The 25,162-nt window shown below is 36.6% G+C and carries 23 protein-coding genes; 16 read left to right on the forward strand and 7 right to left on the reverse strand.

The genetic code is table 11. The annotated features are described in order from the left end of the window. The first annotated feature begins 49 nt into the window (after positions 1-49). Together JM83_RS19465 and JM83_RS10495 are read left to right on the forward strand one after the other, a co-directional pair. Positions 50-451 carry a hypothetical protein gene (locus tag JM83_RS19465; protein WP_261376437.1) on the forward strand — a complete coding sequence of 134 codons (402 nt, stop codon included), beginning with the start codon at positions 50-52 and terminating at the stop codon, positions 449-451. Next, positions 448-939, forward strand: a complete 492-nt coding sequence (locus JM83_RS10495; protein WP_261376438.1) for an IS1595 family transposase — start codon at positions 448-450, stop codon at positions 937-939. The genes JM83_RS19465 and JM83_RS10495 overlap by 4 nt, the downstream gene beginning before the upstream one ends. Here JM83_RS10495 and JM83_RS10500 read toward each other — a convergent pair. The 5 genes from JM83_RS10500 to JM83_RS10520 form a co-directional block, all read right to left on the reverse strand. After that, a complete protein-coding gene (locus JM83_RS10500) occupies positions 823-1,170 on the reverse strand; it encodes an Arm DNA-binding domain-containing protein (protein ID WP_261376894.1) in 348 nt (115 codons plus the stop codon). The genes JM83_RS10495 and JM83_RS10500 overlap by 117 nt on opposite strands. Positions 1,171-1,811: 641 nt before the next feature. Continuing rightward, entirely contained in the window at positions 1,812-3,233 is a 1,422-nt protein-coding gene (locus tag JM83_RS10505) for an efflux transporter outer membrane subunit (RefSeq protein ID WP_144961890.1), read from the reverse strand. Between the two features lie 5 nt (positions 3,234-3,238). Continuing rightward, the gene (locus JM83_RS10510; RefSeq protein ID WP_144961892.1) at positions 3,239-6,376 is read right to left on the reverse strand and encodes an efflux RND transporter permease subunit; all 3,138 of its coding nucleotides are present in this window, start codon (positions 6,374-6,376) and stop codon (positions 3,239-3,241) included. 22 nt (positions 6,377-6,398) lie between these two features. Further along, the gene (locus JM83_RS10515) at positions 6,399-7,529 is read right to left on the reverse strand and encodes an efflux RND transporter periplasmic adaptor subunit (RefSeq protein ID WP_144961894.1); all 1,131 of its coding nucleotides are present in this window, start codon (positions 7,527-7,529) and stop codon (positions 6,399-6,401) included. An 11-nt stretch (positions 7,530-7,540) separates the two neighbouring features. Beyond that, entirely contained in the window at positions 7,541-8,044 is a 504-nt protein-coding gene (locus tag JM83_RS10520) for a GbsR/MarR family transcriptional regulator (RefSeq protein WP_144961896.1), read from the reverse strand. A gap of 256 nt (positions 8,045-8,300) precedes the next feature. On the opposite strand from JM83_RS10520, the gene JM83_RS19155 reads away from it, so the two are divergent. From JM83_RS19155 to JM83_RS10530, 3 genes are read left to right on the forward strand one after another with little or no spacing between them, the layout of a single operon-like run. Further along, positions 8,301-8,456 carry a hypothetical protein gene (locus JM83_RS19155; RefSeq protein ID WP_186434985.1) on the forward strand — a complete coding sequence of 52 codons (156 nt, stop codon included), beginning with the start codon at positions 8,301-8,303 and terminating at the stop codon, positions 8,454-8,456. 9 nt (positions 8,457-8,465) lie between these two features. Beyond that, positions 8,466-9,272, forward strand: coding sequence for an SDR family NAD(P)-dependent oxidoreductase (locus JM83_RS10525; protein ID WP_144961897.1), 807 nt, complete (start codon positions 8,466-8,468; stop codon positions 9,270-9,272). 16 nt (positions 9,273-9,288) lie between these two features. After that, complete coding sequence (locus tag JM83_RS10530; protein WP_144961899.1) at positions 9,289-10,140, forward strand: SDR family oxidoreductase; 852 nt, start codon at positions 9,289-9,291, stop codon at positions 10,138-10,140. 64 nt (positions 10,141-10,204) lie between these two features. Here the strand turns inward: JM83_RS10530 and JM83_RS10535 are convergent, their stop codons facing one another. Continuing rightward, positions 10,205-11,227: a LacI family DNA-binding transcriptional regulator gene (locus JM83_RS10535; protein WP_144961901.1), complete on the reverse strand. Its 1,023-nt coding sequence runs from the start codon at positions 11,225-11,227 to the stop codon at positions 10,205-10,207. A 130-nt stretch (positions 11,228-11,357) separates the two neighbouring features. On the opposite strand from JM83_RS10535, the gene JM83_RS10540 reads away from it, so the two are divergent. The 7 genes from JM83_RS10540 to JM83_RS10565 all read left to right on the forward strand — a co-directional run bounded on the left by JM83_RS10540 (position 11,358) and on the right by JM83_RS10565 (position 20,582). Continuing rightward, positions 11,358-13,952 carry a TonB-dependent receptor gene (locus tag JM83_RS10540; protein ID WP_144961903.1) on the forward strand — a complete coding sequence of 865 codons (2,595 nt, stop codon included), beginning with the start codon at positions 11,358-11,360 and terminating at the stop codon, positions 13,950-13,952. 80 nt (positions 13,953-14,032) lie between these two features. Next, entirely contained in the window at positions 14,033-15,340 is a 1,308-nt protein-coding gene (locus JM83_RS10545; protein WP_144961905.1) for an MGH1-like glycoside hydrolase domain-containing protein, read from the forward strand. A 15-nt stretch (positions 15,341-15,355) separates the two neighbouring features. Continuing rightward, positions 15,356-17,002 carry a sodium:solute symporter family transporter gene (locus JM83_RS10550; protein WP_144961907.1) on the forward strand — a complete coding sequence of 549 codons (1,647 nt, stop codon included), beginning with the start codon at positions 15,356-15,358 and terminating at the stop codon, positions 17,000-17,002. 19 nt (positions 17,003-17,021) lie between these two features. Continuing rightward, on the forward strand, positions 17,022-18,146 hold the full coding sequence (locus tag JM83_RS10555; protein ID WP_144961909.1) for a glycerate kinase: 1,125 nt from the start codon (positions 17,022-17,024) through the stop codon (positions 18,144-18,146). 28 nt (positions 18,147-18,174) lie between these two features. After that, a complete protein-coding gene (locus JM83_RS10560) occupies positions 18,175-19,146 on the forward strand; it encodes a type I phosphomannose isomerase catalytic subunit (RefSeq protein WP_144961911.1) in 972 nt (323 codons plus the stop codon). Positions 19,147-19,324: 178 nt separating this feature from the next. Continuing rightward, the gene (locus tag JM83_RS19290) at positions 19,325-19,558 is read left to right on the forward strand and encodes a hypothetical protein (RefSeq protein ID WP_222430228.1); all 234 of its coding nucleotides are present in this window, start codon (positions 19,325-19,327) and stop codon (positions 19,556-19,558) included. Between the two features lie 169 nt (positions 19,559-19,727). Beyond that, on the forward strand, positions 19,728-20,582 hold the full coding sequence (locus JM83_RS10565; RefSeq protein ID WP_222430229.1) for a site-specific integrase: 855 nt from the start codon (positions 19,728-19,730) through the stop codon (positions 20,580-20,582). A 159-nt stretch (positions 20,583-20,741) separates the two neighbouring features. On the opposite strand, the gene JM83_RS10570 is transcribed toward JM83_RS10565, so the two are convergent. Then, complete coding sequence (locus tag JM83_RS10570; protein WP_144961913.1) at positions 20,742-22,970, reverse strand: TonB-dependent receptor family protein; 2,229 nt, start codon at positions 22,968-22,970, stop codon at positions 20,742-20,744. Between the two features lie 226 nt (positions 22,971-23,196). On the opposite strand from JM83_RS10570, the gene JM83_RS10575 reads away from it, so the two are divergent. The 4 genes from JM83_RS10575 (at position 23,197) to JM83_RS19160 (ending at position 25,039) form a co-directional block, all read left to right on the forward strand. Continuing rightward, a complete protein-coding gene (locus JM83_RS10575) occupies positions 23,197-23,613 on the forward strand; it encodes an HYC_CC_PP family protein (RefSeq protein ID WP_144961915.1) in 417 nt (138 codons plus the stop codon). A gap of 80 nt (positions 23,614-23,693) precedes the next feature. Next, positions 23,694-24,146, forward strand: coding sequence for a heme-binding domain-containing protein (locus tag JM83_RS10580; protein ID WP_144961918.1), 453 nt, complete (start codon positions 23,694-23,696; stop codon positions 24,144-24,146). A 23-nt stretch (positions 24,147-24,169) separates the two neighbouring features. Beyond that, positions 24,170-24,733 (forward strand): DUF3347 domain-containing protein, encoded by a 564-nt coding sequence (locus tag JM83_RS10585; RefSeq protein WP_144961920.1) that lies wholly within the window; start codon positions 24,170-24,172, stop codon positions 24,731-24,733. 168 nt (positions 24,734-24,901) lie between these two features. Continuing rightward, positions 24,902-25,039, forward strand: a complete 138-nt coding sequence (locus JM83_RS19160; RefSeq protein ID WP_186434986.1) for a hypothetical protein — start codon at positions 24,902-24,904, stop codon at positions 25,037-25,039. Positions 25,040-25,162: the final 123 nt, after the last annotated feature.

Consider the following 25,162-nt stretch of genomic DNA (forward strand, 5'->3'; position numbering starts at 1 on the left):
AGAATAATGTGGAAATTTATTATTTATACATCGATCAAATTTACGACAAATGGATTTACGCAATATTTTAAACGATCTGGATCGAGCCGAGAAGATCGAGCTGGCGCAGCTTCTCCATCGGGGGCTCAACGTCCCCGACCTAGGGCTTGTGGGCAGGGACATCGGCAACGACCGCCCGGTGTATTGCCCTCACTGCGAAGACTCGGACATATACGGTCACGGGCACTACAAGGGGCGCAGGCGCTACAAGTGCAGGTCTTGCCACAAGACCTTCAACGACTTTACCGGTACTGCCGTTGACGGCATAAAGAAGCTGGAAAAGTTCCAAGAATACCTGTTGTTGGTGGTGGAGAGCGACGACAAGCAGTTAGACATCAACGACAAGGGGCGGCGGAACCTTGGAAGGGATCCTACAAGAGGCCCAGCGACAGGGAAGCCAAAAGGGGCGTGAGCAACGACAAGGTCTCGGTGGTGGTCGCCTCGGGCAGGAACGGCGGGAGGACCATGCTTGTGGCAAAGATCGGCAGGATAGATGCGGAAAGCGTCCAGAACACGATAGGTGGGCTCATCGCACCGGGCAACGTACTGTGTTCCGATTCCCATCCCTCGATAATCAAATGGGCAAGGGACAACGAACTCGAGCACCATACCTTTGTGGCGTCGCGCCAACATGTAAAGGACAGGTGCTATCACGTACAGCACGTCAATTCCCGAGACAACCGCTATGAGAGATGGGTCAAGAAGTTTTATGGGGTTTCGACCAAGTACCTTCGGGGCTACTTGAACTGGTTTGTCTTTCTGGAAAAGATAAAGAAATCCGCCCTACAGGGCTTGGAACTTGCAAGGTGCGTCGCCAAGAACATCGGTGCAATAAAAATCTATAGCTCTATCGAAAGGAAGTATGAGAAATTGATAGTTCCACAACTTTCTAAAAGATAACCATTTTTGTTTGACTTGCTTAGTTGTGAGTTCTATCTTAGAATCGAAATATATATCATTGGCCTCAGTTAGCTTTTTCATCAGATAATTATTCAGTTTTTTAGAATTAGGATGAGTACGTTTAACTTTGCCTGCATCTTTATCCCAATCCTTTTCCAATACATATTGTCCGATAAATCTATAGCAAGTTTTGTAGTTTTCGCTAATTCTCAAAGAGAGGGTCAGTGCCATCTTTTCGTACTTTATTTTTCCTTCGAACAATTTTGATACTTGCCATAGTATTATCTTTATATGTAGACTATAAAGATAATACAATATTAAAAAAAAGGGGTACAGAATAATTTGATTTTGGATGGATTTATTTAATATTAAATGAAATTAAAAACCTTGTGAACAGTTGATTTTAAAGGGAATTGGGTTAATCCATATACTCACATATTTAAGCTCATAACCCGAAGGTCACTGGTTCGAGTCCAGTTCCCGCTACTAGGAAAACCCTTTCAGGAAACTGAGAGGGTTTTTCGTTTAAGGGGTCATGGCTTCCCAGATGCTTAGGGCAGTTTTAGCATCTTGAAGGATAGGGCGTCCTCTAAATAAGTAGCTTTTCCTGTTTCTATTAGGAGATAATTTGACCATTTTTCATGATTTAAGATAACTTGCAAGATAGATTTCTACCGATGTAAATAGGGATCCTCTTGAACTCTTCTACCTATGCTTAAAGACTTGAAGAAACCAATCCCTCCTAGTTTTGGAAAAGGGGAGGGGCGGCTTGTTTAATAGCTCTAAACTCCTGAGCTAGTTACTACAAAGTGTTAGGTTCACTTCAAGCTTATGGCCTCTTTTAAATAGAGTGCTTTAATGATTCTACTTTATTATTTCCATCCGCCACCAAGGGCCTCATATAAATCTACGATAGACACTAATTGTTGTAGTTTGCTATCTACAATATTAAGTTCGGCATTTAAAGCACTTTCTCTCGCAGTCAACAAATCTAAATAGTTTGCGTAACCGTTTTTAAGCAACTCTTCAGAGTTCGCTTCGGCAATACGTAAAGCTTCAACTTCATTTTTTCTAAACTCAAATTTTTTAGTTTCAGATTCATATGAAAATAATGCATTAGACACCTCGCTTCCAGCAATTAGTAATATCTTTTTAAATTGAAGTAAAGCCTCTTCTTGTTTTGCTATAGCAACCTCCTTTTGTGTTCTAAGTGCACGTTTATTTAATAATGGTTGTGTTAAACCTCCTGCAATGGTAGCAAATAACGAGTTTGCATTTAATAATTTATCAAGTTCTAAACTTTGGAATCCACCAGCAGCTGTTAATTTTAACGATGGATACAAATTGCTTTTAGCCACATTGGTTAGCTCAAAAGATTGAATCAAATTATACTCTGATGCCATTACATCTGGCCTATTGCCAAGTAAAATTGCAGGTACACCAAGTATGATGTCTTGTTCAACCTTTTGAATATCTAAACTACTTCTTTCAAAATATTGTGGCACTTTTCCTAATAGAATACTTAGCGTGTTTTCTGTTTCAAAAATGGCAGTTTCAATATCTACTTGTAAAGCTTTTGCATTATTGAATTGTGCAATATTTTGCTCTACCGCAACTTGGGTAACCTGGCCAGCATCTTTTAATGCTTTTATAGTCTCTACACTACTTTCCCTAGTTACAATGGTTTCCTTAGTCACTTCTAATTGTGCATCTAAAGCCAATAAATTGTAATATGTATTTGCAATGCTTGAAATTAATTGCGTTTTTACTGCTTGATGTGCTGCGGCACTTTGTAAGTAAGCAGCTTGAGTAGCTCTTTTATTACTACGTATTTTTCCCCAGATATCTGCTTCCCAAGACAAACTCCCGGAAAGCTCATATTCGTCTATAGAGGTAGATCTAAGAAATGCGCCAAATTGACTGTTTTTTGACCATATTTGATGGGTAATTGAAGTATTGGCATTTATACTGGGCAAATACCCTGCTTTTCCTTGTTTTGCATAAGCTTCTGCAGCTATCATTTGCTGAATTGCAATACGAACATCCATATTATTTTGCAGACCTTCTTCAATATAGTGTTGAAGGTATTGATCTTTAAATAATGTTTTCCAAGATATTTCTGCAATAGAAACACTGTCTGTGGGCAAATTATCGGTTCTGTAAAGTGCTTCTGTTTGAATTTCTAATTCTGGTCTAATATAATCTTGTGCTACAAAACAACTCTGTAATGTCAATACCACCACTAGCACAAGGCCACCTTTACTTAAATTTCTACGTTTTACATATAATTTCATTGTTCTTAATCTTCAATTGTTTGTACTGTTGGTTTACTTGAAACTTTTTCCTGTAACCACTGAAATAATATAAACAGAACAGGAATTACAAAGACTCCTAATAGGGTCCCAATGAGCATTCCGCCTACGGCACCTGTACCAATAGAGTTGTTTCCTTCCGAGCCCACACCCTTTGCTAACACCAAGGGCATTAAACCTAAAATAAAGGCAAATGAGGTCATTAAAATAGGACGTAATCGTGATTTTGCTCCGTGAATTGCTGCATCAACAATGCTTTCTCCATTTTTCCGCCTTTGTAATGCAAACTCCACTATAAGGATGGCATTTTTAGCGAGCAACCCAATAAGCATGATTAAGGCAATTTGGAAATATATGTTGTTTTCCAAGCCTAAAAATTTAGTGCTTATGTAGGCTCCAAAAACTCCAAACGGAAGCGAAAAGATTACTGCAAACGGCAATAAATAACTTTCATATTGCGCACTAAGCAGGAAATACACAAATAAAATACTCAATATAAAAATGAAGGTGGTTTGGTTTCCTGCATTTACTTCTTCCCGTGTTAAACCAGAATAAGCTACTGTATAATTACTTGGTAATTTTGCTACTTCCTCTTCAATAACCCTAATTGCATCACCTGTACTAAACCCATCATTGGTCGCGCCGGAGATCATGGTGGAGTTAAATAGGTTGAAACGTGTTACCGATTGTGGACCGTATACTCGTTCTAATTTCACGAACTGGGTAATGGGCGTCATTTCCCCAGAATCTGTTCTTACATACATGCTATTTAAATCTTCCACATCTGCTCTGTCATTAGGTAATGCTTGAATATACACTCTAAACTGTTTTCCAAATCGAGAAAAATCTGAAGCATAAATACCCCCAATATATCCCTGTAGGGTAGAAAATATGCTGTTAATAGGAACTCCTTTTTCTTTCGCTAAAGGCACATTGACTTCCATTTCATATTGGGGATAGTTGGTGTTGAAAGAAGACTGGGCGTATTTAATTTCGGGATGTTGCATTAATGCCATTGTAAATTCCTTATTCGCTTTATCCAAGTCGGTGAATTCGCCTCCAAATTTGTCTAATAAATTTATTTCGAAACCAGAGGAGTTACCAAAACCACGAATACTAGGAGGGGAAAAGAATATGATATTTGCATTAGCCATGGTTGACACAGCACCAAATAATTTTCCGGTAATAGCTTGTGCAGACAAGGATGGATCTTCACGTTCGTCCCAATTTTCAAGTTTTATAATTCCAAAACTATAATTACTACCTGCACCACTAATTAAACTTCTACCTTTAATGAAATTTACAGCTTCAATACCGTTAATGCCATTTATTTTACCGTATAATTCTCTAGAAACAGCATCTGTCCTATCTAAGGAAGCACCTGCTGGCAGTTCTATATTTGCAAAAATAATCCCTCGATCTTCATTAGGAACAAATCCTGTAGGTGTAGTGTTTGATGCCCAGAAAATTCCAACTACAGCTAAAATTAACAACAAAACAGGCACCCATTTTCTTTTGTATAAAAACTGAAGTGATTTTCCATATTTGTCTACTGTAGCATTAAAGCCGCGATTAAAAAGAGTGTAAAAACGCTTTAGTGGGCTTTTACCTTTTACCTCTTCATCTTCCTTATGAGGTTTTAATAATAAGGCACATAATGCAGGACTTAAGGTTAACGCGTTTACTGCCGAAATGAGAATGGCAATTATTAAGGTCACACCAAACTGTTCGTAAAAAACGCCCGTAGGTCCCGTCACGAATGTTACTGGAATAAACACTGCTGCCATTACCAAGGTAATAGATATAATGGCTCCAGAAATTTCATTCATGGCTGTAAGCGTTGCTGTTTTAGCATTTTTTTCGCCTTCATCCAGTTTAGCATGAACTGCCTCTACCACCACAATGGCATCATCTACGACAATACCAATTGCGAGCACTAGCGCAAATAGTGTTAACAGGTTAATAGAATACCCAAAAACATTTAAGAAAAAGAAGGTGCCAATAATGGAAACCGGAACCGCAATAGCTGGAATTAATGTAGAACGGAAATCTTGCAGGAAAATAAACACTACCAAAAACACTAATAAAAAGGCTTCTAATAAAGTGGTAATTACTTTTTCTATAGAGGCGTTTAAGAACAAACTGGTATCATACGGCACAAAAATACTAAGCCCCTCTGGCAAATCTCTTTCCACCGATTCTAGGGTAGTTTTAATGTTTTCGATTATTTCCTGAGCATTGGAACCTTTGGTTTGAAAAATCCCCATAAATACTGCAGGTTTACCCATACTCATTGCATTAGAGGAATAGGATTGGGCATCTAATTCTATGGTTGCCACATCATTTAGGCGAAGAAATTCACCATTTCCTAATGCTTTAATAACAATATCTCCATATTGTTTTTCTTCTTTAAAGCGTCCACTATAAGTCAATGTATAAGAAAATGCTTCTCCATTATTTTGTCCTAAGGATCCTGCTGCTGCTTCTAAATTTTGTTCTTTTAATGCTGCTGAAATATCTGAAGGGATTAAATTATAAGCTGCTAATTTTTCCGGTTTCAGCCAAATACGCATTGCATAATCTTGTTGTGAAAATACACTAACATCTCCAACTCCACTAATACGTTGCATCGCCGGAATAACATTTATTTTTAAGTAATTCTGAATAAATGTAGCATCATAATCTTCATTATCAGTATACATCGATATGAACATTAAAGCACTCGTTTCTTGCTTTTGTGTAGTTACCCCAGTTTGGATCACCTCCTGTGGCAATAATGGATTTGCCCTAGCTACACGATTTTGAACGTTTACTGCAGCAATATCTGCATCCATTTCCTGATTAAAATACACTGTAATTTCTGCGGTTCCATTGTTCGAGGCCGTAGAAGTAATGTAGGTCATTCCTTCTGCCCCGTTAATTTGCTCTTCAATAGGAATTATAACACTTTCCAGCACAGTTTCTGCATTCGCTCCAGGATACGATGCTGTTACCTTAATTGTTGGCGGTGCAATATCTGGATATTCTTCTATGGGAAGGCTTGATATACTTATAACACCAAGTACAACTATGATAATAGAGATTACCGTTGAAAGAACTGGTCTTTCAATAAATGTTTTTAACATAACGACTATGTTTGTGGGTTATCTAGTTTTTGAACAAAGTTGCTACAGGTTTAATAGCGTCTTCAAAAGAGGTCTCTTGTGGTGAGATTAACATGCCATTCCTTAGTTTTCCTACCCCCGAAACCACAATTTTGTCTTTAGCATCTACTCCAGATTCTACAACATATAAATTGTCTACGGTGGCTTTAACTTTTATAATGGAAGTTGCAACTTTATTGTCTTCCCCTAAAATAAACATCATGATATTTCCTTGTTGTTCATAGGTTGCTTCTTGTGGAATTACAGTTACATTTTTATATACTGTTGGAATTTGAATTTTACCACTATTCCCATTGGTTAATAGTTGGTTTGGATTATCAAAAACCGCTCTTAAACTAACAGTCCCTGTGCTTTTGCTAACTTGTCCGGTACTGGTTTCAATTTTGCCTTTTTCCGAATATGCAGTGCCGTTAGCTAAAATTAAACTGATTTCAGAATAATTAGCCAGCTTTTGCTTTAGGTTTTCTCCTTCTGCATTTTGTAAAAAGTCTAAATATTGAGTTTCATTTAAACTAAAAAAGGCATATACCTTACTAATATCACTAACGGTGGTTAATGATTTTTGGTCATTTGGGCTAACTAATGCGCCTTCCCTATAATTAATTGCTCCAACATATCCATCTACAGGACTTTTTATAGTTCCGTAGCCAATATTTGCAGAGACACTACTATAATTAGCTTTGGCCTGCGCTAAATTAGCTTTTGCGGTTTCTAACTGGACAGGGCTAATAATATTTTTTTCTACTAATGGTATTAATTTATTTACCTCTACTTGCGCAACATCCACACGCGCTTGTGCAGCTCCTGCATCTTGATTTAAAGACTGTGTTTCTAATTTAAATAACACTTGTCCTTTACGTACTTTTTGACCCTCGTCTACTAATACTTTCTGAATATATCCTGAAGTTTTAGCTCGAACATCGCTGTTTATTACACCCTCGATTGTGGTTGGGTATTCCTGAAAACCTGTTACCGTTTTCTTTTGTATTTGAGCTACTGGAAAAGGTGCAGGCGGTGCTTCGGCAACGGGTTTGTTTTCTTCATTGGTTCCACAACCAAGAATAGCTAAGAACAAACCCAATGATAGTGCTGTATATAGTTTATTATATTTCATTTTGCTTAAAATTAAATCTGAAATTGATTGTCTGTTAACTTTGTTTTTAATATTTCTATTGATGCCGAGGCTTCTTTAATATATTTGATATAATCATTATGGAATTCCAAATCAAACTCATCTTCCTTCGAGGTGGTTTCTAAATCATTTATAGATTTTTTATAATTTTTGATTTCTAAATGAAGTTCTTTCTCTTCGTTCCATGAAGTCATCATTTTTTCTATATGTTGAATGATGATATATTTATTAATTATAAAATATTTTTTGCGGTCTCCAGTTTTAGTGAAATAGATGATTTTATTTAAGTCTTGTAAATGATTAAGGTGCGTGGAAATGGTGCTTTTGCTTGCACAAAGAATAGATACCATGTCTTCAAAAGTGGCTCCTTTTTTTCCTGTAAGAATAATATACGATAGTATTCGCGCAGCTACTGGGGCTAGTTGGTCCCTAGTTTCTAAATGCACACCTAGTCTTTCAACTAAAGCCATTTTTTCTTTGCAGACGTCATCTTTCATTTTTGAATATTTTAATACTGTTTTTAGAAATTAAAAATCTTTGAGCAGTAAAAATCCCCTGCAAATATAAATTTAGGTTCGGAACAAACCGAACTATACGAAGTTAAGTTCTTGTTAAAGTATACTTCGGGAAATAATTAAGGTTATGGTCTTAAAAAGAAGTGTCCTACTAAGGAAATTTTAAAATCTAAACTTAGGATATATCAATTCGATTCCAGCAGACTGAAATAATATCCCGTAATTTACAATTATGCCAATGCCGATTACTTTAGTTGAATATCTAAAATTTTATGGAGAGCTGTCCAATGATGATATGTCATTAATTTTGGAACACCCAGTTGTCAAGGATTTTAAAATGGGGGATATTTTTGTTGCTACCGGCAAAATTGTTTTAGAAGGATTTACTATTTAAAAAAATATCATGAATAAAACCCTATTTATTACAGGAAGTACCGACGGCATCGGGAAGTTGACTGCCTTAAAATTGGCTAAAGAAGGTCACACTGTTTATATCCACGGAAGAAGTAGAAGTAAGTTGGAAGCCGTAATTTCCGAAATAAAAGAACAATCCAACAATGCAAACATACAAGGTTTTATTGCCGATTTTTCAGATTTGGATGCCGTTTCAAAAATGGCAGAGCAGATTAAGGACGAAGTTCCTAAAATTGATGTGCTTATCAATAATGCAGGCATTTATAATAGCAAAAACGCTAACAATAAAAATGGCTTGAATACCCGAACGGTTGTCAATTATCTGGCACCCTATGTGTTGACGAATGCCATGCTGCCTCTTCTTAAAAAATCGGAAACACCACGAATCATCAATTTGAGTTCGGCTGCTCAAGCACCGATATCGGAAGCAGTTCTCACAGGAAAAGAGCAAGCCTCGGAAAGCGCAACATATGCTCAAAGCAAGCTGGCCTTGACGATGTGGAGTTTTGATTTGGCAAAACAAGAGCCGAACATTACGGTAAATGCAGTAAATCCTGGTTCCTTATTAAATACAAAAATGGTCAAAGAAGCTTTCGGGAACCATTGGTCGCCGGCAGAAAAAGGTGTGGGTATTTTATATGATTTAGCGCTGTCTGAAACTTATAAAGGGGATTCTGGAAAGTACTTTGACAATGATAAGGGAAATTTTGCCAGAGCACATCAAGATGCCTATGACCAAAGTAAAATAAGTCGACTCGTAGAGATTACAAGAGAAATTTTGATTAAAGTATATTGACATCAATAATGGAATTATGAAAATAGCAGTAACATGCGCAAGCGGACAACTCGGTTCAGCCATAGCAAATCAATTGATAAAAGAAATTGGTAAAGAAAACGTCATCGGAATTGCAAGAACGCCAGAAAAAGCAAAACACCTCGGCATTGAGATTAGAAAAGGTGATTATAACAATAGCCAAGAATTTGACGAAGCATTAATTGGAATTGACACGGTTCTGTTGCTTTCAGGAATGGACGAGCCCCAAAAAAGAATTCAACAACATAGAAACGTGATTGAAGCAGCAAAGGCAAACGGAGTGAAAAAGATAGTTTACACCAGTATTGTTGGAGCAGAAGAAAACAACGCTTTTAGCCCAGTTGTGCAGTCCAACCGCCAAACGGAAAAAGACATTCAAAATTCAGGGCTCAATTGGGCAATAGGCGGAAACGGTATTTACATTGAGCCAGATTTAGAGTATATAAATACGTATGTAAAAGAAGATGAGATTAGAAATTGTGCTGGTGACGGAAGATGTACTTATACCAGCAGGGAAGAATTAGGAATTGCGTATGCTAAAATGTGTGTTGAGGAAAAGCACAATGGACACATCTACAATCTTGTAGGCAAGCCCATTATACAAACCCAACTTGCGGATTATATAAACCAAGTTTACAGCACAAATCTTGTTTATAATTCAGTTTCAGTGGAAGACTATGCCACCGAAAGAAAAAAAGAATTGGGGGATTTTTTAGGAACTGTGATTGCAGGCATTTACGAAGGCATAAAAAACGGTGTAAATGATATTTCTTCTGATTATGAAAAAGCAACTGGAAGACCGCATAAATCGACATTGGAAATCATATTGGAATATAAAAAAACCGACTAAATAACCCGATTTTTAACAATCTCTTCTTCTTGCGAATACCTTCAAAAAGCATTCAGATTCGATATTATGCTTTTAATGTAGAGGCTCGGATAATCAGATTTGTTTTAATTTCAATGGTCTTGGTCATTAAGACATTATTTGGTGTATCGATTTCTTCAATTAAATATTGAACTGCAGTTTTCCCAATTCGGTTTCCAGGTTGCTCGATAGTGGTTAGTTGTGGCTCGATAATTACAGAATTTGCATTATTGCTAAATCCAACGACGGCGATTTCTTCAGGAATATTAACGTTAAATTTTTTTAAAACCTTAATGCAACCAATAGCTGCTGTATCCGTAATGGCAAAAATGGCATCTGGGCGTTCTTTCAAACTTAAAAGAATATTGGTCATTCTTTTACCCTCGTCTAAATCAATATCCTCACAGTTCAGAATAATTTTTTCATCGATTGGAATGTTGTGTTCCTTTAGGGCTTTTAAATATCCAGCATATCGCTTTTCTGAATTATATGAAAACTCAAATTCCTTAATAATAGCAATTCGCTTCTTACCTATGTTGATTAAATGCTCAACCGCATCAAATGCAGCCTCTTCATCATTAATAACGACTTGAGTACAGGGAATTTTGCTAGAAACCTTATCAAATAAAATAAGAGGAATTCTGTTTAATGTCCTTAAAACATTGTCAATATCTCGAGTTAGTTTGGAAAGGGAAAGCAAAATGCCATCCACTCCAAATTGAATCATGGTATTAAGCATCTCAGCCTGTCTTTCAATATCATTATTGGATTCTGAAATGATAACCCTATAACCTCGCGCCGCAGCTTCTTCAAGAATCCCTGTAATGATGGTTGTGGTATAATGATGTGTGACATTTGATACCACAACTCCTATGATATTAGAGCGATGTTGTCGAAATCCTTTGGCAAAAAGGTTCGGCACATAATTCATTTCTTTTGCCAAGGTTTTTACTTTTTCCTTGGTCTGGTCACTTATCCCTTGATGGTCATTTAATGCTCTAGAAACTGTTGAAATTGAAATGTTTAGAGATTCAGCTATTTTTTTTAGGGTGGTGACATCCTTTTTCATAATAACGAAATATTAAATTAAAATGCAAACGTTACCGCAAACGTTTGCGTACAAATATCCTAAATTTTAGGCAAATTAATTGCGAACTTATTATTTATTTCGGCAAATAAATTAACTAATCCTTAATAATATGAAAACAATTTTTTTAATGCTTATTGGTATTTGTAGCATTTCTACAACGTTTGCGCAGACCGAAATTACTGGTACCGTTAAAGACAATGCAGGCGTACCTGTGGTGGGCGCCAATATCTTTATTAAAGGGAGCACCTCGGGAACCAATTCAGATTTTGATGGAATCTTCAGTTTTACAACAGAGCTTGAAGGAGAACAAACCCTCCAGGTATCTTATTTAGGATATGAAACACTTAATCAAAAAATTAATTTGGATGGTACAAAACTTGTCTTAAAGATTGTTTTAAAGGAAGGGGGCAATGCTTTGGATGAAGTGGTTTTAACTGCCACATCAACCACACGTTCTCAAAAGGAAACACCGATGTCCATCACTTCTTTTGGATCCAAAGAATTATCCAAAACCAACATTAGCAGTCAAGCCGATGTGCTTCGTAGTGTTCCGGGTATTACTGCTGAAGGAGGAGGTGGTGAGGTAGCGTCCAACATTTTTGTAAGAGGTTTGCCTTCAGGTGGTCAATATCAATTTAATCCATTGCAAATTGATGGGATGCCTGTATTGGCAACTTTTGGTTTGAACTCTTCTGCACATGACGTTTATTTTAGGAATGACATTGGGATAAAAAGTTTGGAGTTTGTTCGCGGAGGATCTTCCATTTTATATGGAGTGGGTTCTGTTGCTGGTATTATAAACTATACGAGCATCACGGGAAATCCAAATCCTAGACATATTCTTAGGACCGAAGTGGCCTCAGATTCTAGATATAAAGCCGACTTCTTAACCAGTGGTCCATTGGGAGGTAAAGATTCCCAAACTTTTTATGCACTATCTGGATTTTACAGATATGATCAAGGGCCTTTAAAAACTGGCTTGGACACTGAAGGATTTCAATTAAGAGGGAACATTAAGCATTTAACCGAAAAAGGATCTATAACTGTTTCAGGACAATGGATAGATGACAAAGTACAGTTTTTCCTGCCTTTCCCATTAGAAGGTGGTTCGCGTAATCGTCCAACCGGAAATGATGGAAATGAGATTTTTACTTTGCAAACTGCAGCGGCTTCGGATATTTCATATGCAACACCAGATGGAACTTATCAATCTCCAATAGAAGATGGTGTATTAACGAAAGGTGGCTATTTTTTAACCAATTTTAATCATCGTTTTTCAGATGATTTAAAACTGGATGCAAAATTAAGATACTCAAGATACGAGCACCAATTTAACTTGTTTTTAGATGGTAGTGGTGTCAGTGGAGCCAAGGTTGTAGAAACACAAGCAGAATATTTAGCTGCTAGAGAGTTGACCTCCGGTGATTTTACACTACTAAATGGCCAACCCCTTCCTGCAAATGCTTTGTTATTTGAAAACAGAATTTTAGATAGAGATAGACCATTGACAGAATTAATGGCAGATTTTAAATTGACCAAAACAACTGGTCAGCACAATATTACTTTTGGGTCATTCATTTCTAGATCAAAAGCTGGTGATTTTAATGTGATAACCAATTATTTAGGAGAATTCAATGATAGCCCAGAATTGGTAAATCTATCGGGGTACACAGTAAATGGTGTAACCAATAGAGGTACATCTTACACCAATAGAAATATAAACAGTAATAAAATAGCCTTTTTTGTTGCTGATGAGATTAAGCTAGAGCGCTGGAATTTAGATTTTGGTATTCGTTACGAAAGAGCTTCGGGGGATATAGAAAATGAAGGTACTGCATCTTACAATGTTGACAATACAGGAATTGCTAATTTAGATAATGTAAATTGGGGCAATGGTTCTTGGACAAGAGGTCATGTATCGGCAGATGATTTTGCCTTGGCTATTGCTGGGCTCTATAAAGTGAATGATAACTTAAGTGCCTATGCAAACTTTTCTAGAGGTTACTTTTTCCCTGAATTAAGAGGTACAAAATTCGACGATTTAGGAAATCCAAATTCGTATGATACAGAAAAAATACTTCAAGGTGAGTTAGGTGTTAAGTACGGAGCTGGAAAATTCTCTGGTACTGCTGCTCTTTATTCCGTTAGTCTAAAAGATCGTAAATCCATAAGTTTTGTTAACGATGGTTCAGGTGGAACTACGGAAGAAGTTGATACACAGGATACAAAAACTTTTGGTATAGAAACCACGTGGAAATACAAATTCACGAACGAATTTAATTTCAATGGGACTTTTACGTTCCAAGATCATGAGATTTCTAAATCCGAAGCTAATCCAGAATATGAAGGCAACGAGTTAAGAAGACAGCCTAATGTTGTAGCCGCTTTAGGATTGGATTATGACAACACAAAGTTGGATGGAAGTTTTGTATATAACTATACAGGTGAGAAATTTTCTAATGATGCTAATTCTATTGAGCTAGATGCTATCGGATTAGCAAATTTAAATCTAGGGTATACCTTCAATGTTGGCGAAGCCGATGAAACTATTCGTTTGGGTGCTCAAGTATTTAATTTATTTAATGATAATGGTGTTACCGAAGGGTCTCCGAGACTTAACAATAGCCAAACAGAAGAAGAGTATTTTGTCGGGAGACCGGTGCTACCTACAAGAGTGTTCTTAAATGCAACCTTTAATTTTTAAGTGTTTTTATATTTGATTAGCAACTAAACTCATCACAAACAACTAATCGTAAGTGGTGAGTTTCTTTAAAACTTTAATTGATGAAAGAATTACAAAATAAAGCAATAAGCGTTCTCAACAAAAACTGGAAAGACGCCTTCAGTGTTCCATGTGCCAATTTATATCCATTTCAATGGTTTTGGGATTCAGGGTTTATAGCCATCGGTTTTGCACATTTTGATATGCCCAAGGCCGAAAAGGAAATAGAAACATTATTGGACTCTCAATGGGACAATGGATTTATTCCACACATTATATTTCATACTGAAACCGATTCTTATTTCCCAGGACCTGATTTTCATCGGTCGGATTTGAGCCCACAGTCTTCAAAAAAGTACAAATCGACAGGCATGACACAACCTCCTGTTACAGGTTTCGTTTTTCAGGATATGTATCGTATAAGCACCGATAAAAAAGCAACTCTAAAGTTTATAGAAAGTGTTATTGATAAGGTGTATTTTAATCATCACTACTTTTACAACAATAGAGACCCTAAAAATGAAGGACTCGTTTATATTTACCATAACTGGGAATCAGGGACCGATAATTCACCCATTTGGGATGATATTTGGGCGACCATGGACCCACCAGAATACAATTTTATAAGACGAGATACAACGCATGTGGATGCTGCACAACGACCATCAAAAAGAGAGTATGACCACTATCTGCACATTATCGACATTGCAAAAGAACATCAGTATCGGGATGAAAAAATAGCGGAATTGTCACCATTTTTAGTTCAAGATCCACTTTTTAATACCATGTTGATAAAATCCAATCAAAGTTTGATTGATTTATATCAACTTATTGGAAATAATGAAGATAAAATCGCGCAACTTAAAAAGTGGCAGGAAAAGGCTATTAAAAGCTTTAACGAAAAATTATTTGATAAGGAATTAGGCGTTTATATCCACTACGATTTAAGAAACGACAAAGCCTTGCGATATATTTCATCATCCTCATTTTCACCCTTGTTTGCCAACATTCCCAGTAAAGAACAAGCGGCAGCCTTGGTAAAGGTCATGATGGAAAAATTTGGAAACGACAATCAATATCTATGTGCCTCTTTTGACCCGACAAACGAACGTTTCAATCCAAAAAAATATTGGCGTGGTCCTGTTTGGGTGAACCTTAATTGGGTGCTTTATTATGGTTTAAAAAATTATGGATACGCTGATATTGCACAACGTGTTAAAAAGGACACCATTGAAATAATCGAAAAAGCAGGTTTTTACGAGTATTTTGATTCTCGAAAAGTGGAGTACAAAAACGGCAATACAGGTTATGGTGGCAACGATTTTTCATGGAGTGCGGCATTATTGATTGACATGTTGCAAGACAACTAATAAAATTTAAAAATCATGAATTGGCTGGACTATAGTATAGTGATCCTTTACATTGGGTTCTTTTTGGGAATGGGCTTTTTCTTTAAAGATAATAAAGATTCCAAAGATTACTTTTTAGGTGGAAAAAGCATGAGCTGGTTTCCGTTAAGCCTTTCCACTATGGCTACCCAATTATCGGCCATCAGTTTCATTTCTGCACCAGCTTTTGTTGGGCTTAAAATTGGAGGTGGTATGAAATGGCTCACTTTTGAGTTTGCTGTTCCATTAGCCATGATTTTTATCATGATTGTCATTATTCCGCCCTTGTTCAAGTCGGGCGTTGTGAGTATCTATGAGTTTGTGGAAAAACGCTTTCACGCTTCAACGCGTTTGGTTTTAAGTGTGGTGTTCCAAATAAGTCGTGCGCTGGCAACAGGCGTTATGGTATATGCAGTAGCCATCATTTTACAAGCCGTTTTAGATATCGACTTTGTGTATACCATTTTAATTATTTCTGTTATTACCATTGTATATTCTTGGCAAGGTGGCATGAAAGCTGTTGTTTACGGCGATGCCATTCAAATGATTGTTCTTTTCGCAGGTCTGATTATTAGTTTGTATTACGGATGGAATTTGTTGCAAGAACACGGTGGGTTGCCACAAGGCTTTGACCCGGAACGTTTACAGGTTATAGACTATAATTTAGGGATTGGTGAAGGCAACGAATATGGTATATTACCCATGCTGTTGGGGGGGTTATTTTTGTATGCATCTTATTATGGCTGCGATCAAACCCAAGCACAACGCATGTTATCTGCTAAAAACGAAAAAACCATACGTCAATTATTATTGGCAAACGGATTGCTTCGTTTCCCTGTGGTATTGATTTACTCTACCATGGGGTTGGTTATTGGTGGTCTGGTTTCCATTGCACCAGACTTTTTAAATGAAATTGCTCTGACCACGCAAAAATATTTTCCTGAGGAGTTTGCTAAAACAGGCATGAAAGTAGATTTGATGCTTCCAGTTTTCATCATAAAATATTTACCTCACGGGCTAATTGGTATTTTAATGGTTGGTATTCTTTCTGCAGCCATGTCTTCTTTAAGTTCAACAGTAAATTCACTGTCTGCTGTAACCGTTGAAGACATTTTCAATAGAGGAAAAGTAAAGTTGAGCAACAAGAAATACATGTTTATTTCAAAAGGTTCCGTAGTGTTTTGGGGCGTAGTTTGTATAGCGAGTGCTTTTTTGTTTGGTGGAAGTAAAAGTGCGGTCATCGAAATCATCAACGCAGTGAGCTCGGTGTTTTATGGTCCTGTTTTAGTGACATTTGTCCTTGCCTTTTTCTCAAAAAAAGTCAACCATATTGGTATGAACGCGGGCATAATTTCAGCAGTTGTAATTAATCTTATTCTGTCCAAAACCATGCAACAGATATTCAATGTCGATTTGGGAATTCACATTTTTTGGATATGGCTTAATGTTACAGGTGTAGTGATTTCTTTGGTTGTGGCTTATGTGGTAAGTGCATTCAACCAAAATGTTGAGGTTAAAAAGATTTCTAACTTTAATGTTGCCATTAAGAAAGAAGATTTCATGATAAAAGAGGTGTATGTTTTGGCGGCATTCTTTATAGCTATTTTAATTTTTAGTTATTTCATACCAACTATTTATGGTTAAATCATTTAATTCATCAAAAATGAAAATTATTCTTGCACCTGATAAATTCAAAGGGTCTTTAACTGGACTACAGTTTTGTGCAGCAGTTGAAGAAGGTATCAGGGAAGTATTGCCAAATACTGAAATCATCAAGATGCCTTTGGCTGATGGTGGCGATGGAACTATTGATGTTTTGGAGTATCATTTAAAAGGAAAAAGAGTTAAGGTAAAAGTGAACGACCCCCTCTTTAGACAAATTGAAGCAACCTACCTTTATATGGAATCCATAAAAACCGCTTTTATTGAAATGGCGGAAGCTTCAGGGATGTATCTGTTAAAAAAAGAAGAACAAAATTGTTTCAATACCACCACTTTAGGCACTGGTGAACTTATTTTGGACGCCATCAACAAAGGTGCTAAAACCATTATTTTAGGCATTGGAGGGAGTGCTACAAACGATTGTGGGATGGGCATGGCTGTTGCTTTGGGGTATAAATTTGAAGACAAGAATGGTAAGGAACTTAAACCTATTGGGGAGAATCTGTCGCAAATAAAAATGATTAATAAGCATAAGGTCATGGATATTTTAAAATCTATTGATTTTAAAGTTGCCTGTGATGTAACCAATCCACTATATGGAGAAAATGGTGCTGCCTTTGTTTATGGCCCACAAAAAGGAGCAACAGCAGATGAAATTAAAGCTTTGGATAAAGGACTTAAAAACATGTCCAAACTTTTTAAAAGACAATTTTTGATGGATGTCCAAAAGACAAATGGTGCAGGTGCGGCCGGCGGCATGGGAGCTGGTACTTTGGTGTTTTTAAATGCTGAACTGAAATCTGGAATTGATTTAGTGAAGGATTTGGTGGATTTTGATTCTAAAATAAAAGGAGCTAATTGGATGATCACAGGCGAAGGGAAATTGGATTCGCAAACACTTTCGGGAAAAACCATTAGCGGCGTTTTATCTTCCTCAAAAAGACAAAATATCCCTGTGGCTGCATTATGTGGAACTATTTCACTTTCAAAAGAAGAGTCTGAAAAATTTGGGATTTCATATACCGATGCAGTTATGGAATCGACAAATTCTTTGGAAGATGCCATGGAAAATGGTTATCGATATATCAAACACATGGCATCCAAATTTGCAAGGGAAATTGTTTAACTATTTTTTCATCATTAATAACCTATAAATGAAACTATATCCATTAAAGTTCATACCTATTTTTTGCTATCGTATTTGGGGTGGCAATAAACTGAAAAATATATTAAATAAAGAGTATCACGAAGACTCTATTGGTGAATCTTGGGAGATTTCGGATGTGGATGACTTTAATACAGTTGTTAAAGCTGGACCTTTAAAGGGACAAACCATTAAGGATGTCATCACAACGTTTAAATCTGACGTATTAGGGATACATGTTTATGAAAAATTCGGGGATGAATTTCCTTTGTTAATCAAATTTATTGATGCCAAAACGCCATTATCAATTCAGGTGCATCCAAGTGACGCCCTTGCTAAAGAACGACATAATTCCTTTGGTAAAAATGAAATGTGGTACATTATGGAAGCTGATGACGATGCGAAATTGATAGTTGGGTTTAATAAAAAAGTCAGTAAAGAAACCTATCTCGAAAAATTAAAAAAAGGTAATCTTATAGAGGTTTTAAACACCAAAACAGTTAAAAAAGGCGACACCTATTACATTCCCACTGGCAGAGTTCATGCTATTGGCGCAGGTGTTCTTTTGGCTGAAATCCAACAAACATCCAACATTACTTACCGTATTTATGACTATGATAGAGTGGATGCTAAAACAGGAGAAAAACGGGAACTTCATAATGAATTGGCCATAGATGCCATTGATTTTAAGTATTATCAAGAGTATAAAACAGATTACAATACTATTGCAAACACTTCAAATACGTTAGTCCATTCGCCTTATTTTAAAACGAACATTCTTAAACTCACTAAAAACGTGAAAAAGGATTATAGTAAACTTGATTCTTTTGTTATTTACATGTGTGTTAGCGGTTTTATGGTTTTAGAAGTTGATAATGCAGAATATAAACTTAAGTATGGGGAAACACTATTGCTACCTTCGTGTTTAAACCATATCCATATAAAAACTGAAATGGCTACAGTTTTGGAGGTTTTTATGTAAAATATAAATTACTGATGTTACGCAGCGGTTTTTATCCCAAGTAAATCGTTATCCAAAGTTATTGCCCAAAAATTTCATAAACACCTGTAAACCAGCATTACTTGTGATAATATTATCGTGATAATATTTGTTATTCTTAAGTGAGTGCAATGTTGCATTCCACTAAAAAAAATAACAAATGGACACAGAAAAAGAAATCAAATCCCTGATCTGGGATTGTGTAGCCTACCTCAGGGAGGAAGGCTACAGTGAGCCCCGGGTTAAAGATTACCATCGGTTGTGGAGTAATGGAATTGAGCAGTATATGGATAAAAAATTTTTGGCAAACTACCATACTGGGATCGGTGAGAGTTTTTTAAGCACTATCCCTCCCGTCAATGAGCGACTCACATATGCGGGCAATCTGCCGTAGTGTACACGTACTGGATGACTTTATTTTTTATGGAAAAGTCAGGAAAAGAAGTGTAAAATATGTATATCATGAGTTGCCCGGTAAACTAGGGGAAGTTGCCCTGGAGTTTATAGTATCCCAAGAAAAGCTCCGTCGCTGCAAACCTATCCTTAGTAAACACCGTCGTATTTTGAGTTACTTTATTGCCCATCTTATATTAAGGTCGATAGACCAAGTTTCGGCCATTGGTGAAGATGATGTTCTTACCTTCATATCATCAGTCCAGAATTGCAAGGACAGGTACCTAAATACTATCCGACTATTCTGCCGGTTCTTGTATCAACAAAAATACATTGACAGAAATGTGGAATACGTCATCGGAAGAAACAACTATCCATTGCGTGAAAAACTGCCCTCAGTCTACAATGCCGATGAGATAAGGCATATCGAAAATAAGGTAGAGCAATCCAGTGCGGTGGGCAAACGTGACTATGCAATGCTCCTTCTGGCCACACGGCTTGACCTGCGCTCTTCGGACATAGCGGGGCTGACCTTTGGTAATTTGGATTGGGGACACAATCTCATATCCCTGGTGCAGTGCAAGACAAAGAAAATAATAGGCCTCCCGCTTTTGACCGATGTGGGCGAAGCCATTATCAACTACCTGAAATTTGGAAGGCCAATATCCGATTTTCAGCAAGTGTTCCTGACTGCCAGTGCCCCCTACCGTCCCGTGAACAGTAAGCTCATCAGTAGAGCGGTAAGTAGAACAATAATAGCATCTGGGGTTGATATCAAAGGCCGTAAGTTCGGCCCACATGCCATGCGGCACACCCTGGCCAGTCAGCTATTACGCAACGGAACTTCGCTCCCGGTCATATCCGAAACACTCGGACACTCCGACACGCAGGCCACCATGAACTATTTACGCACAAATATAAACAGTCTTGTGCAGTGTGCACTTGATGTCCCCCTGGTACCGATAAATTTTTATGAGCAGAAAGGAGGTGTTTTGTTTTTAATGGAAAAAGACTTCAGGAAATAGTGTCTAGCAATCAAAAAATATACAATACTGTATTGCTTTTATTAATCATTTAATAATTAAGTACATATAGGTAGGTGCTAAAAAATATTTTACTCACATGTAATTTTAAATTCACAAAAAAATGACATATATCACATATAGTAGTTTGTTCTATATCACCTAAAGCTGGTAAGCAAAAGAAAAATTAATTCCAAAAGGATGACCAGGTCGTAAACCTGCAGGTACCCGGGATACTACGTACGTATTATCCAATAGGTTTATAACATTTGAAGATAATGTGATTCGTTTATTCAAAAAATACTGAGCAGATAAATCCATTATAAAATTGGAGCCGACTTTAAAGTCTTTAGGGATGGGCCCAGAGCCTGCTTTAGTTCTAAATGCACCCACATATCTTGAATTTAGATTTATATCAAACTTTTTATGTTGAAGTCCAACAACGACACTTAATTGGTTTTTTGCAATATATGGTATTTCATCACCTATTGACACAACACCATAAATATCTTCATTACTATCAAAATTTGTCAAAAATTCGGTATCTGTTAATGTATAGGACAATGTTATAGGCAGTTTAAATTGTTCCGTTGCATTTTGCAAAAAGTTATATTTCAATAAAAATTCGATGCCGCTCACTCGAACCTCCCCAGCATTAAATTGGTCTAGGCTTCCCGTGCCTCCTGTTGCGGCCAGATCACTTCCCAAAAGGTTTTGGTAATCATTATAATAGCCAACCAACTCGCCTTGGATCCCTTTATGGTTAAATCTGGTTCCCAACTCATAATTTATACTTTTTTCGGCATTTTGTCCTGGAGTATTGCTGGGTGGGGAAAATCCTTTGTGAACACCACCAAAAATCGAAAAATCATTGTTGAACCTGTAGTTTGCGCCTATACCAGGAATCCAAACATCTACATTGTTCTCCAGGGTAGCCAAATCTTCACCAATTCTTGATGGATCATTTTTACCATAATCCACCCTCCCCAGTCTAATGTTTTCGTAGCGCAGTCCAGGGGTCAAGGTTAAATTATCAATTTGAAGCGTATAGAGTAGATGTGTAGCCAATGCTTTTGCATTGCTTATACGGTTGGCATCCGTTCCTTTTTCTCCCACACTTGTACGTATTAACTCTTTATTCTGGAAGGCGTATCTGTCCACCCATTGAAATCTGTCTTCATCATCTTCGTGATAGCGTATTCCCGCTTCCAAGGTTTGCAACCAGTTTGTGCCCCAATTTAATTTGGCAACAGACTGTATACCATTGGAAGTATAGATCCTATTATTTGCTTTTATCCCTAATGCATCTAGTGGCGTGTTATCATTGCCCAGGAGGCTTTGATATTCCATGGGAAAATCTTCAGGAGATGTGAGTATTTTATTAATACTCACACGTTCTCCAAGGTTTACATCATCTAGTTTGTACCAATTGCGCTTAAATTTATTTAAATATCCTGTGGTGTTCACGACTAAAGAAGGGGATAATTTAATTAAATGGGTTAGTTGATATTGCTGGTGCTCGGCGTTCATTACATCTTCCGATGATGCCCTGTACCTACGATAAGGATTTTTTTCAAAATCTTCATCGGTCAATCCTAAATAGGTTTCGTTTGCCTTTTCTTCGGAATATTGAATTTTAAATGTTAGGGATTGATAGGTTTTGGCGTCTATGTTGGTATTGAGCCTAAATTTTGCTGAATAATCGGACTTGTCAAACCCCGTATTTCCACCTCCGTCAAGATTTTTAAAACCATCAGAATTATAATTGAAATAATCGGTTACAAATCCAAAATTTTTGTAACTATCCCCTATAATCATTTGAGTATTTTTGGAATTATAAGTTCCTGCCGTAATTGACATCCTACCAGAAAATTCATCTGGGATTTGTGATGATATCATATTTATGGCGCCCCCAGTTGTGTAGGGCCCATATTGTATCTGGCTACTTCCTTTAAGCACCTCCAAGGCTTCCATTCTTCCTATTGTTGGAAAATAATATGCTGCTGGCGCACTGTAGGGAGCGGGTGCAATTAGCACGCCATCTTCCATTAAGTTTATTTTAGCACTTCGCTCTGGTGATGTGCCGCGCAAGCTTATATTTGGACGGAGGCCAAAACCATCTTCTTCATAGAGGTTGACCCCAGGAATACTTTGCAGCGTCCTGTTAATATCGGTAAAAGAGAATTTTTTAAGGTCTTCTGTTGAAGTATAGCTTGCAGATCCGGTTTTGTTCTTAATCTCGAATTTGCTACCAAGCATGGTATGACCCAGAAGAATCACTTCTTTTAGTTGTTCTGTTTTTAGTTTTGTTGTGTCTTCTTTTGGGGGATTGTTTTGTGCTCTTATCAAAGGAAATTGTAAAAGGAAAATAATAATAAAAAGGGTTTTCATTTGCAAAATTTAATTTAGAATGAATATAAATAGACGGCAAATATAACAGGTTGTTTTTAAAAAACCAATATTATTTAGAACAATTCTTAATAATTATATTTCCATTATTTTCTGACTATCCAAGGGATTGATGCTCCAACGATTTATAAGATAAAATCATCATTTGGTCAAAATTATTTATTAAATAAGATAACTTTAATGAAAATTATATAGCTTTGCTATATTAATGAAAAAAGCTTTTTATAAAATATTGTCATTTTCATTAGCACTCATAGTGCTGTTGTCGACGGTGTCTTTTACTGTTGATCGTCATTACTGTAGTAATGTTTTAGTGGGTTCTTCCTTATTTGGGTATGTTGAAACTTGTAGCATGCAAGTTCGCCAAAAGCCGTTTTTATTAGAATGTGATATATCCAAAAAAGATTGCTGTAGTAATGAGCAAATGACTGTTGAAGGACAGGAAAATGTAAAAGCATCGTTTGATAAGTTAGAAAAAGATAAGCAACTGCTCGTTGCTGCCTTTATCCACAACAACTTAAATTTGTTTTTTGAACTTCAAGCAGATTTAAATTACTTTAAATATTACACTCCTCCACACTTGGTCAAGGATTTTCAAGTTTTAGGCCAGACTTTCCTTATTTGAATTTTAAGCAATTAAAACTCTAGTCCTATCATTAGTTTGTTATGGACTAAACTGCTTATTCGCTGTTTTTCTACAATAATATGAAAATTATAAAAACCATAGTCCTTATTTTATTGGTAGCTTTCATAGCCCTTCAATTTTTTCCTATTGAACTGAACAAAAGCGATATCGTACCAAAAACGGATTTTCTATTGATAAACACTGCTCCAGAAACCATTCAGAAAAAGTTGCAGGTATCCTGTTATGATTGCCATAGCAACAACACATATTACCCGTGGTACAGCAAAATTCAACCTGGAGCGTGGTTTATGGAAAAACACATTACAGAAGGAAAAGGCGAATTGAATTTCAACGAATGGGATGAGTATTCCGATAGAAGGAAAAACAGCAAGCTAAAATCCATCATCAACCAGATAAAGGATGGTGAAATGCCCCTAGAATCCTATACCTATATTCATAGGGATGCTACCTTTTCAGAAAAGGAAAGAAAGGAGATGGTACATTTTATGCAACAATTGAAAGACAGTTTATAAACAATAATTTAATATTTAAAAAAATGAAAAATCTAAAAATGAGTATAGCAGCAATGCTATTGTTAACGGTTTCTTTTTCCAATGCACAAGAAAAAGAAAAAATGTCCCACGAGAACGGAGATATGAAAATGGACCATAGCACTATGAAAATGGATAAAATGAACCCAAAGGCAGAAGCAGTTTTTGCCGATTATTTTATGCTGAAAGATGCATTGGTAGGAGATGATTCCAAAAAAGCGGCTCAGGCCGGAACTAAATTAATGGCCTCATTAAAGGTTTTTGATATGACCAGCTATAACAAAGAAGACCAAAAAGAGCTGGCCGATATCATAGAAGATGCCACAGAACAAGCCGAACATATTTCTGATAGTCCCATAGACCATCAACGTGAGCATTTTAAGTCCTTAAGTATAGATATTATCGATATGGTTGCCATTACTGGAACTAAAAACACGCTGTACGAACAGTTCTGCCCCATGTACGATAAAGGAAGTGCTTGGTTAAGTAACAGTAAGGAAGTAAGAAACCCGTACCAAGGCAAAAAGATGCAGACTTGTGGTAAAGTGCAAAAGGAAATCACTAATTAGTGACTCATTATTTGATGCTTAAGAAGGAAATGATAGCTTTTCATTTTTTAATGGGAAGCAGTTAAAGATTTCCTATCTGGTATTGAAAAAATCCTAGTTTGGGAAGGGTGGAAGTGCAGACAGTTGACATTTAAACCCTTTCCTTGTTGGGCACAAAAACATAAAAGTATGAAAGAGTGTTGCAAGACAGGTAGTGAAACTAAAAAAAAGGAAAGTAGCTTCAAAAAATGGCTCAGCTATATCCTTTATGCAGTTATTGCTATCATAGTAATTGGTGCTTTATTACTTCAGTTAAAAGCCAAGTAAATTCGATAGGGTTTTAATTTATATGGACTGGTTAAAAAAATTAGTTTGCGAAGTAATAAGAAAATTTACCTAAAAAACATATTTTTTAAATTAATGATATGAGTGCTAAAATTAATGACAAGC

The sequence above is a fragment of the Gillisia sp. Hel_I_86 genome (assembly GCF_007827275.1).
In the GTDB taxonomy this organism is placed as follows: domain Bacteria; phylum Bacteroidota; class Bacteroidia; order Flavobacteriales; family Flavobacteriaceae; genus Gillisia.

Excerpts from the sequence above, each read along its gene's own strand:
- JM83_RS19465 (WP_261376437.1), top strand. The coding sequence starts at position 50 with ATGGATTTACGCAATATTTTAAACGATCTGGATCGAGCCGAGAAGATC.
- JM83_RS10500 (WP_261376894.1), bottom strand. The coding sequence starts at position 1,170 with ATGGCACTGACCCTCTCTTTGAGAATTAGCGAAAACTACAAAACTTGC.
- JM83_RS10505 (WP_144961890.1), bottom strand. The coding sequence starts at position 3,233 with ATGAAATTATATGTAAAACGTAGAAATTTAAGTAAAGGTGGCCTTGTG.
- JM83_RS10510 (WP_144961892.1), bottom strand. The coding sequence starts at position 6,376 with ATGTTAAAAACATTTATTGAAAGACCAGTTCTTTCAACGGTAATCTCT.
- JM83_RS10515 (WP_144961894.1), bottom strand. The coding sequence starts at position 7,529 with ATGAAATATAATAAACTATATACAGCACTATCATTGGGTTTGTTCTTA.
- JM83_RS10520 (WP_144961896.1), bottom strand. The coding sequence starts at position 8,044 with ATGAAAGATGACGTCTGCAAAGAAAAAATGGCTTTAGTTGAAAGACTA.
- JM83_RS19155 (WP_186434985.1), top strand. The coding sequence starts at position 8,301 with ATGCCGATTACTTTAGTTGAATATCTAAAATTTTATGGAGAGCTGTCC.
- JM83_RS10525 (WP_144961897.1), top strand. The coding sequence starts at position 8,466 with ATGAATAAAACCCTATTTATTACAGGAAGTACCGACGGCATCGGGAAG.
- JM83_RS10530 (WP_144961899.1), top strand. The coding sequence starts at position 9,289 with ATGAAAATAGCAGTAACATGCGCAAGCGGACAACTCGGTTCAGCCATA.
- JM83_RS10535 (WP_144961901.1), bottom strand. The coding sequence starts at position 11,227 with ATGAAAAAGGATGTCACCACCCTAAAAAAAATAGCTGAATCTCTAAAC.
- JM83_RS10540 (WP_144961903.1), top strand. The coding sequence starts at position 11,358 with ATGAAAACAATTTTTTTAATGCTTATTGGTATTTGTAGCATTTCTACA.
- JM83_RS10545 (WP_144961905.1), top strand. The coding sequence starts at position 14,033 with ATGAAAGAATTACAAAATAAAGCAATAAGCGTTCTCAACAAAAACTGG.
- JM83_RS10550 (WP_144961907.1), top strand. The coding sequence starts at position 15,356 with ATGAATTGGCTGGACTATAGTATAGTGATCCTTTACATTGGGTTCTTT.
- JM83_RS10555 (WP_144961909.1), top strand. The coding sequence starts at position 17,022 with ATGAAAATTATTCTTGCACCTGATAAATTCAAAGGGTCTTTAACTGGA.
- JM83_RS10560 (WP_144961911.1), top strand. The coding sequence starts at position 18,175 with ATGAAACTATATCCATTAAAGTTCATACCTATTTTTTGCTATCGTATT.
- JM83_RS19290 (WP_222430228.1), top strand. The coding sequence starts at position 19,325 with ATGGACACAGAAAAAGAAATCAAATCCCTGATCTGGGATTGTGTAGCC.
- JM83_RS10570 (WP_144961913.1), bottom strand. The coding sequence starts at position 22,970 with ATGAAAACCCTTTTTATTATTATTTTCCTTTTACAATTTCCTTTGATA.
- JM83_RS10575 (WP_144961915.1), top strand. The coding sequence starts at position 23,197 with ATGAAAAAAGCTTTTTATAAAATATTGTCATTTTCATTAGCACTCATA.
- JM83_RS10580 (WP_144961918.1), top strand. The coding sequence starts at position 23,694 with ATGAAAATTATAAAAACCATAGTCCTTATTTTATTGGTAGCTTTCATA.
- JM83_RS10585 (WP_144961920.1), top strand. The coding sequence starts at position 24,170 with ATGAAAAATCTAAAAATGAGTATAGCAGCAATGCTATTGTTAACGGTT.
- JM83_RS19160 (WP_186434986.1), top strand. The coding sequence starts at position 24,902 with ATGAAAGAGTGTTGCAAGACAGGTAGTGAAACTAAAAAAAAGGAAAGT.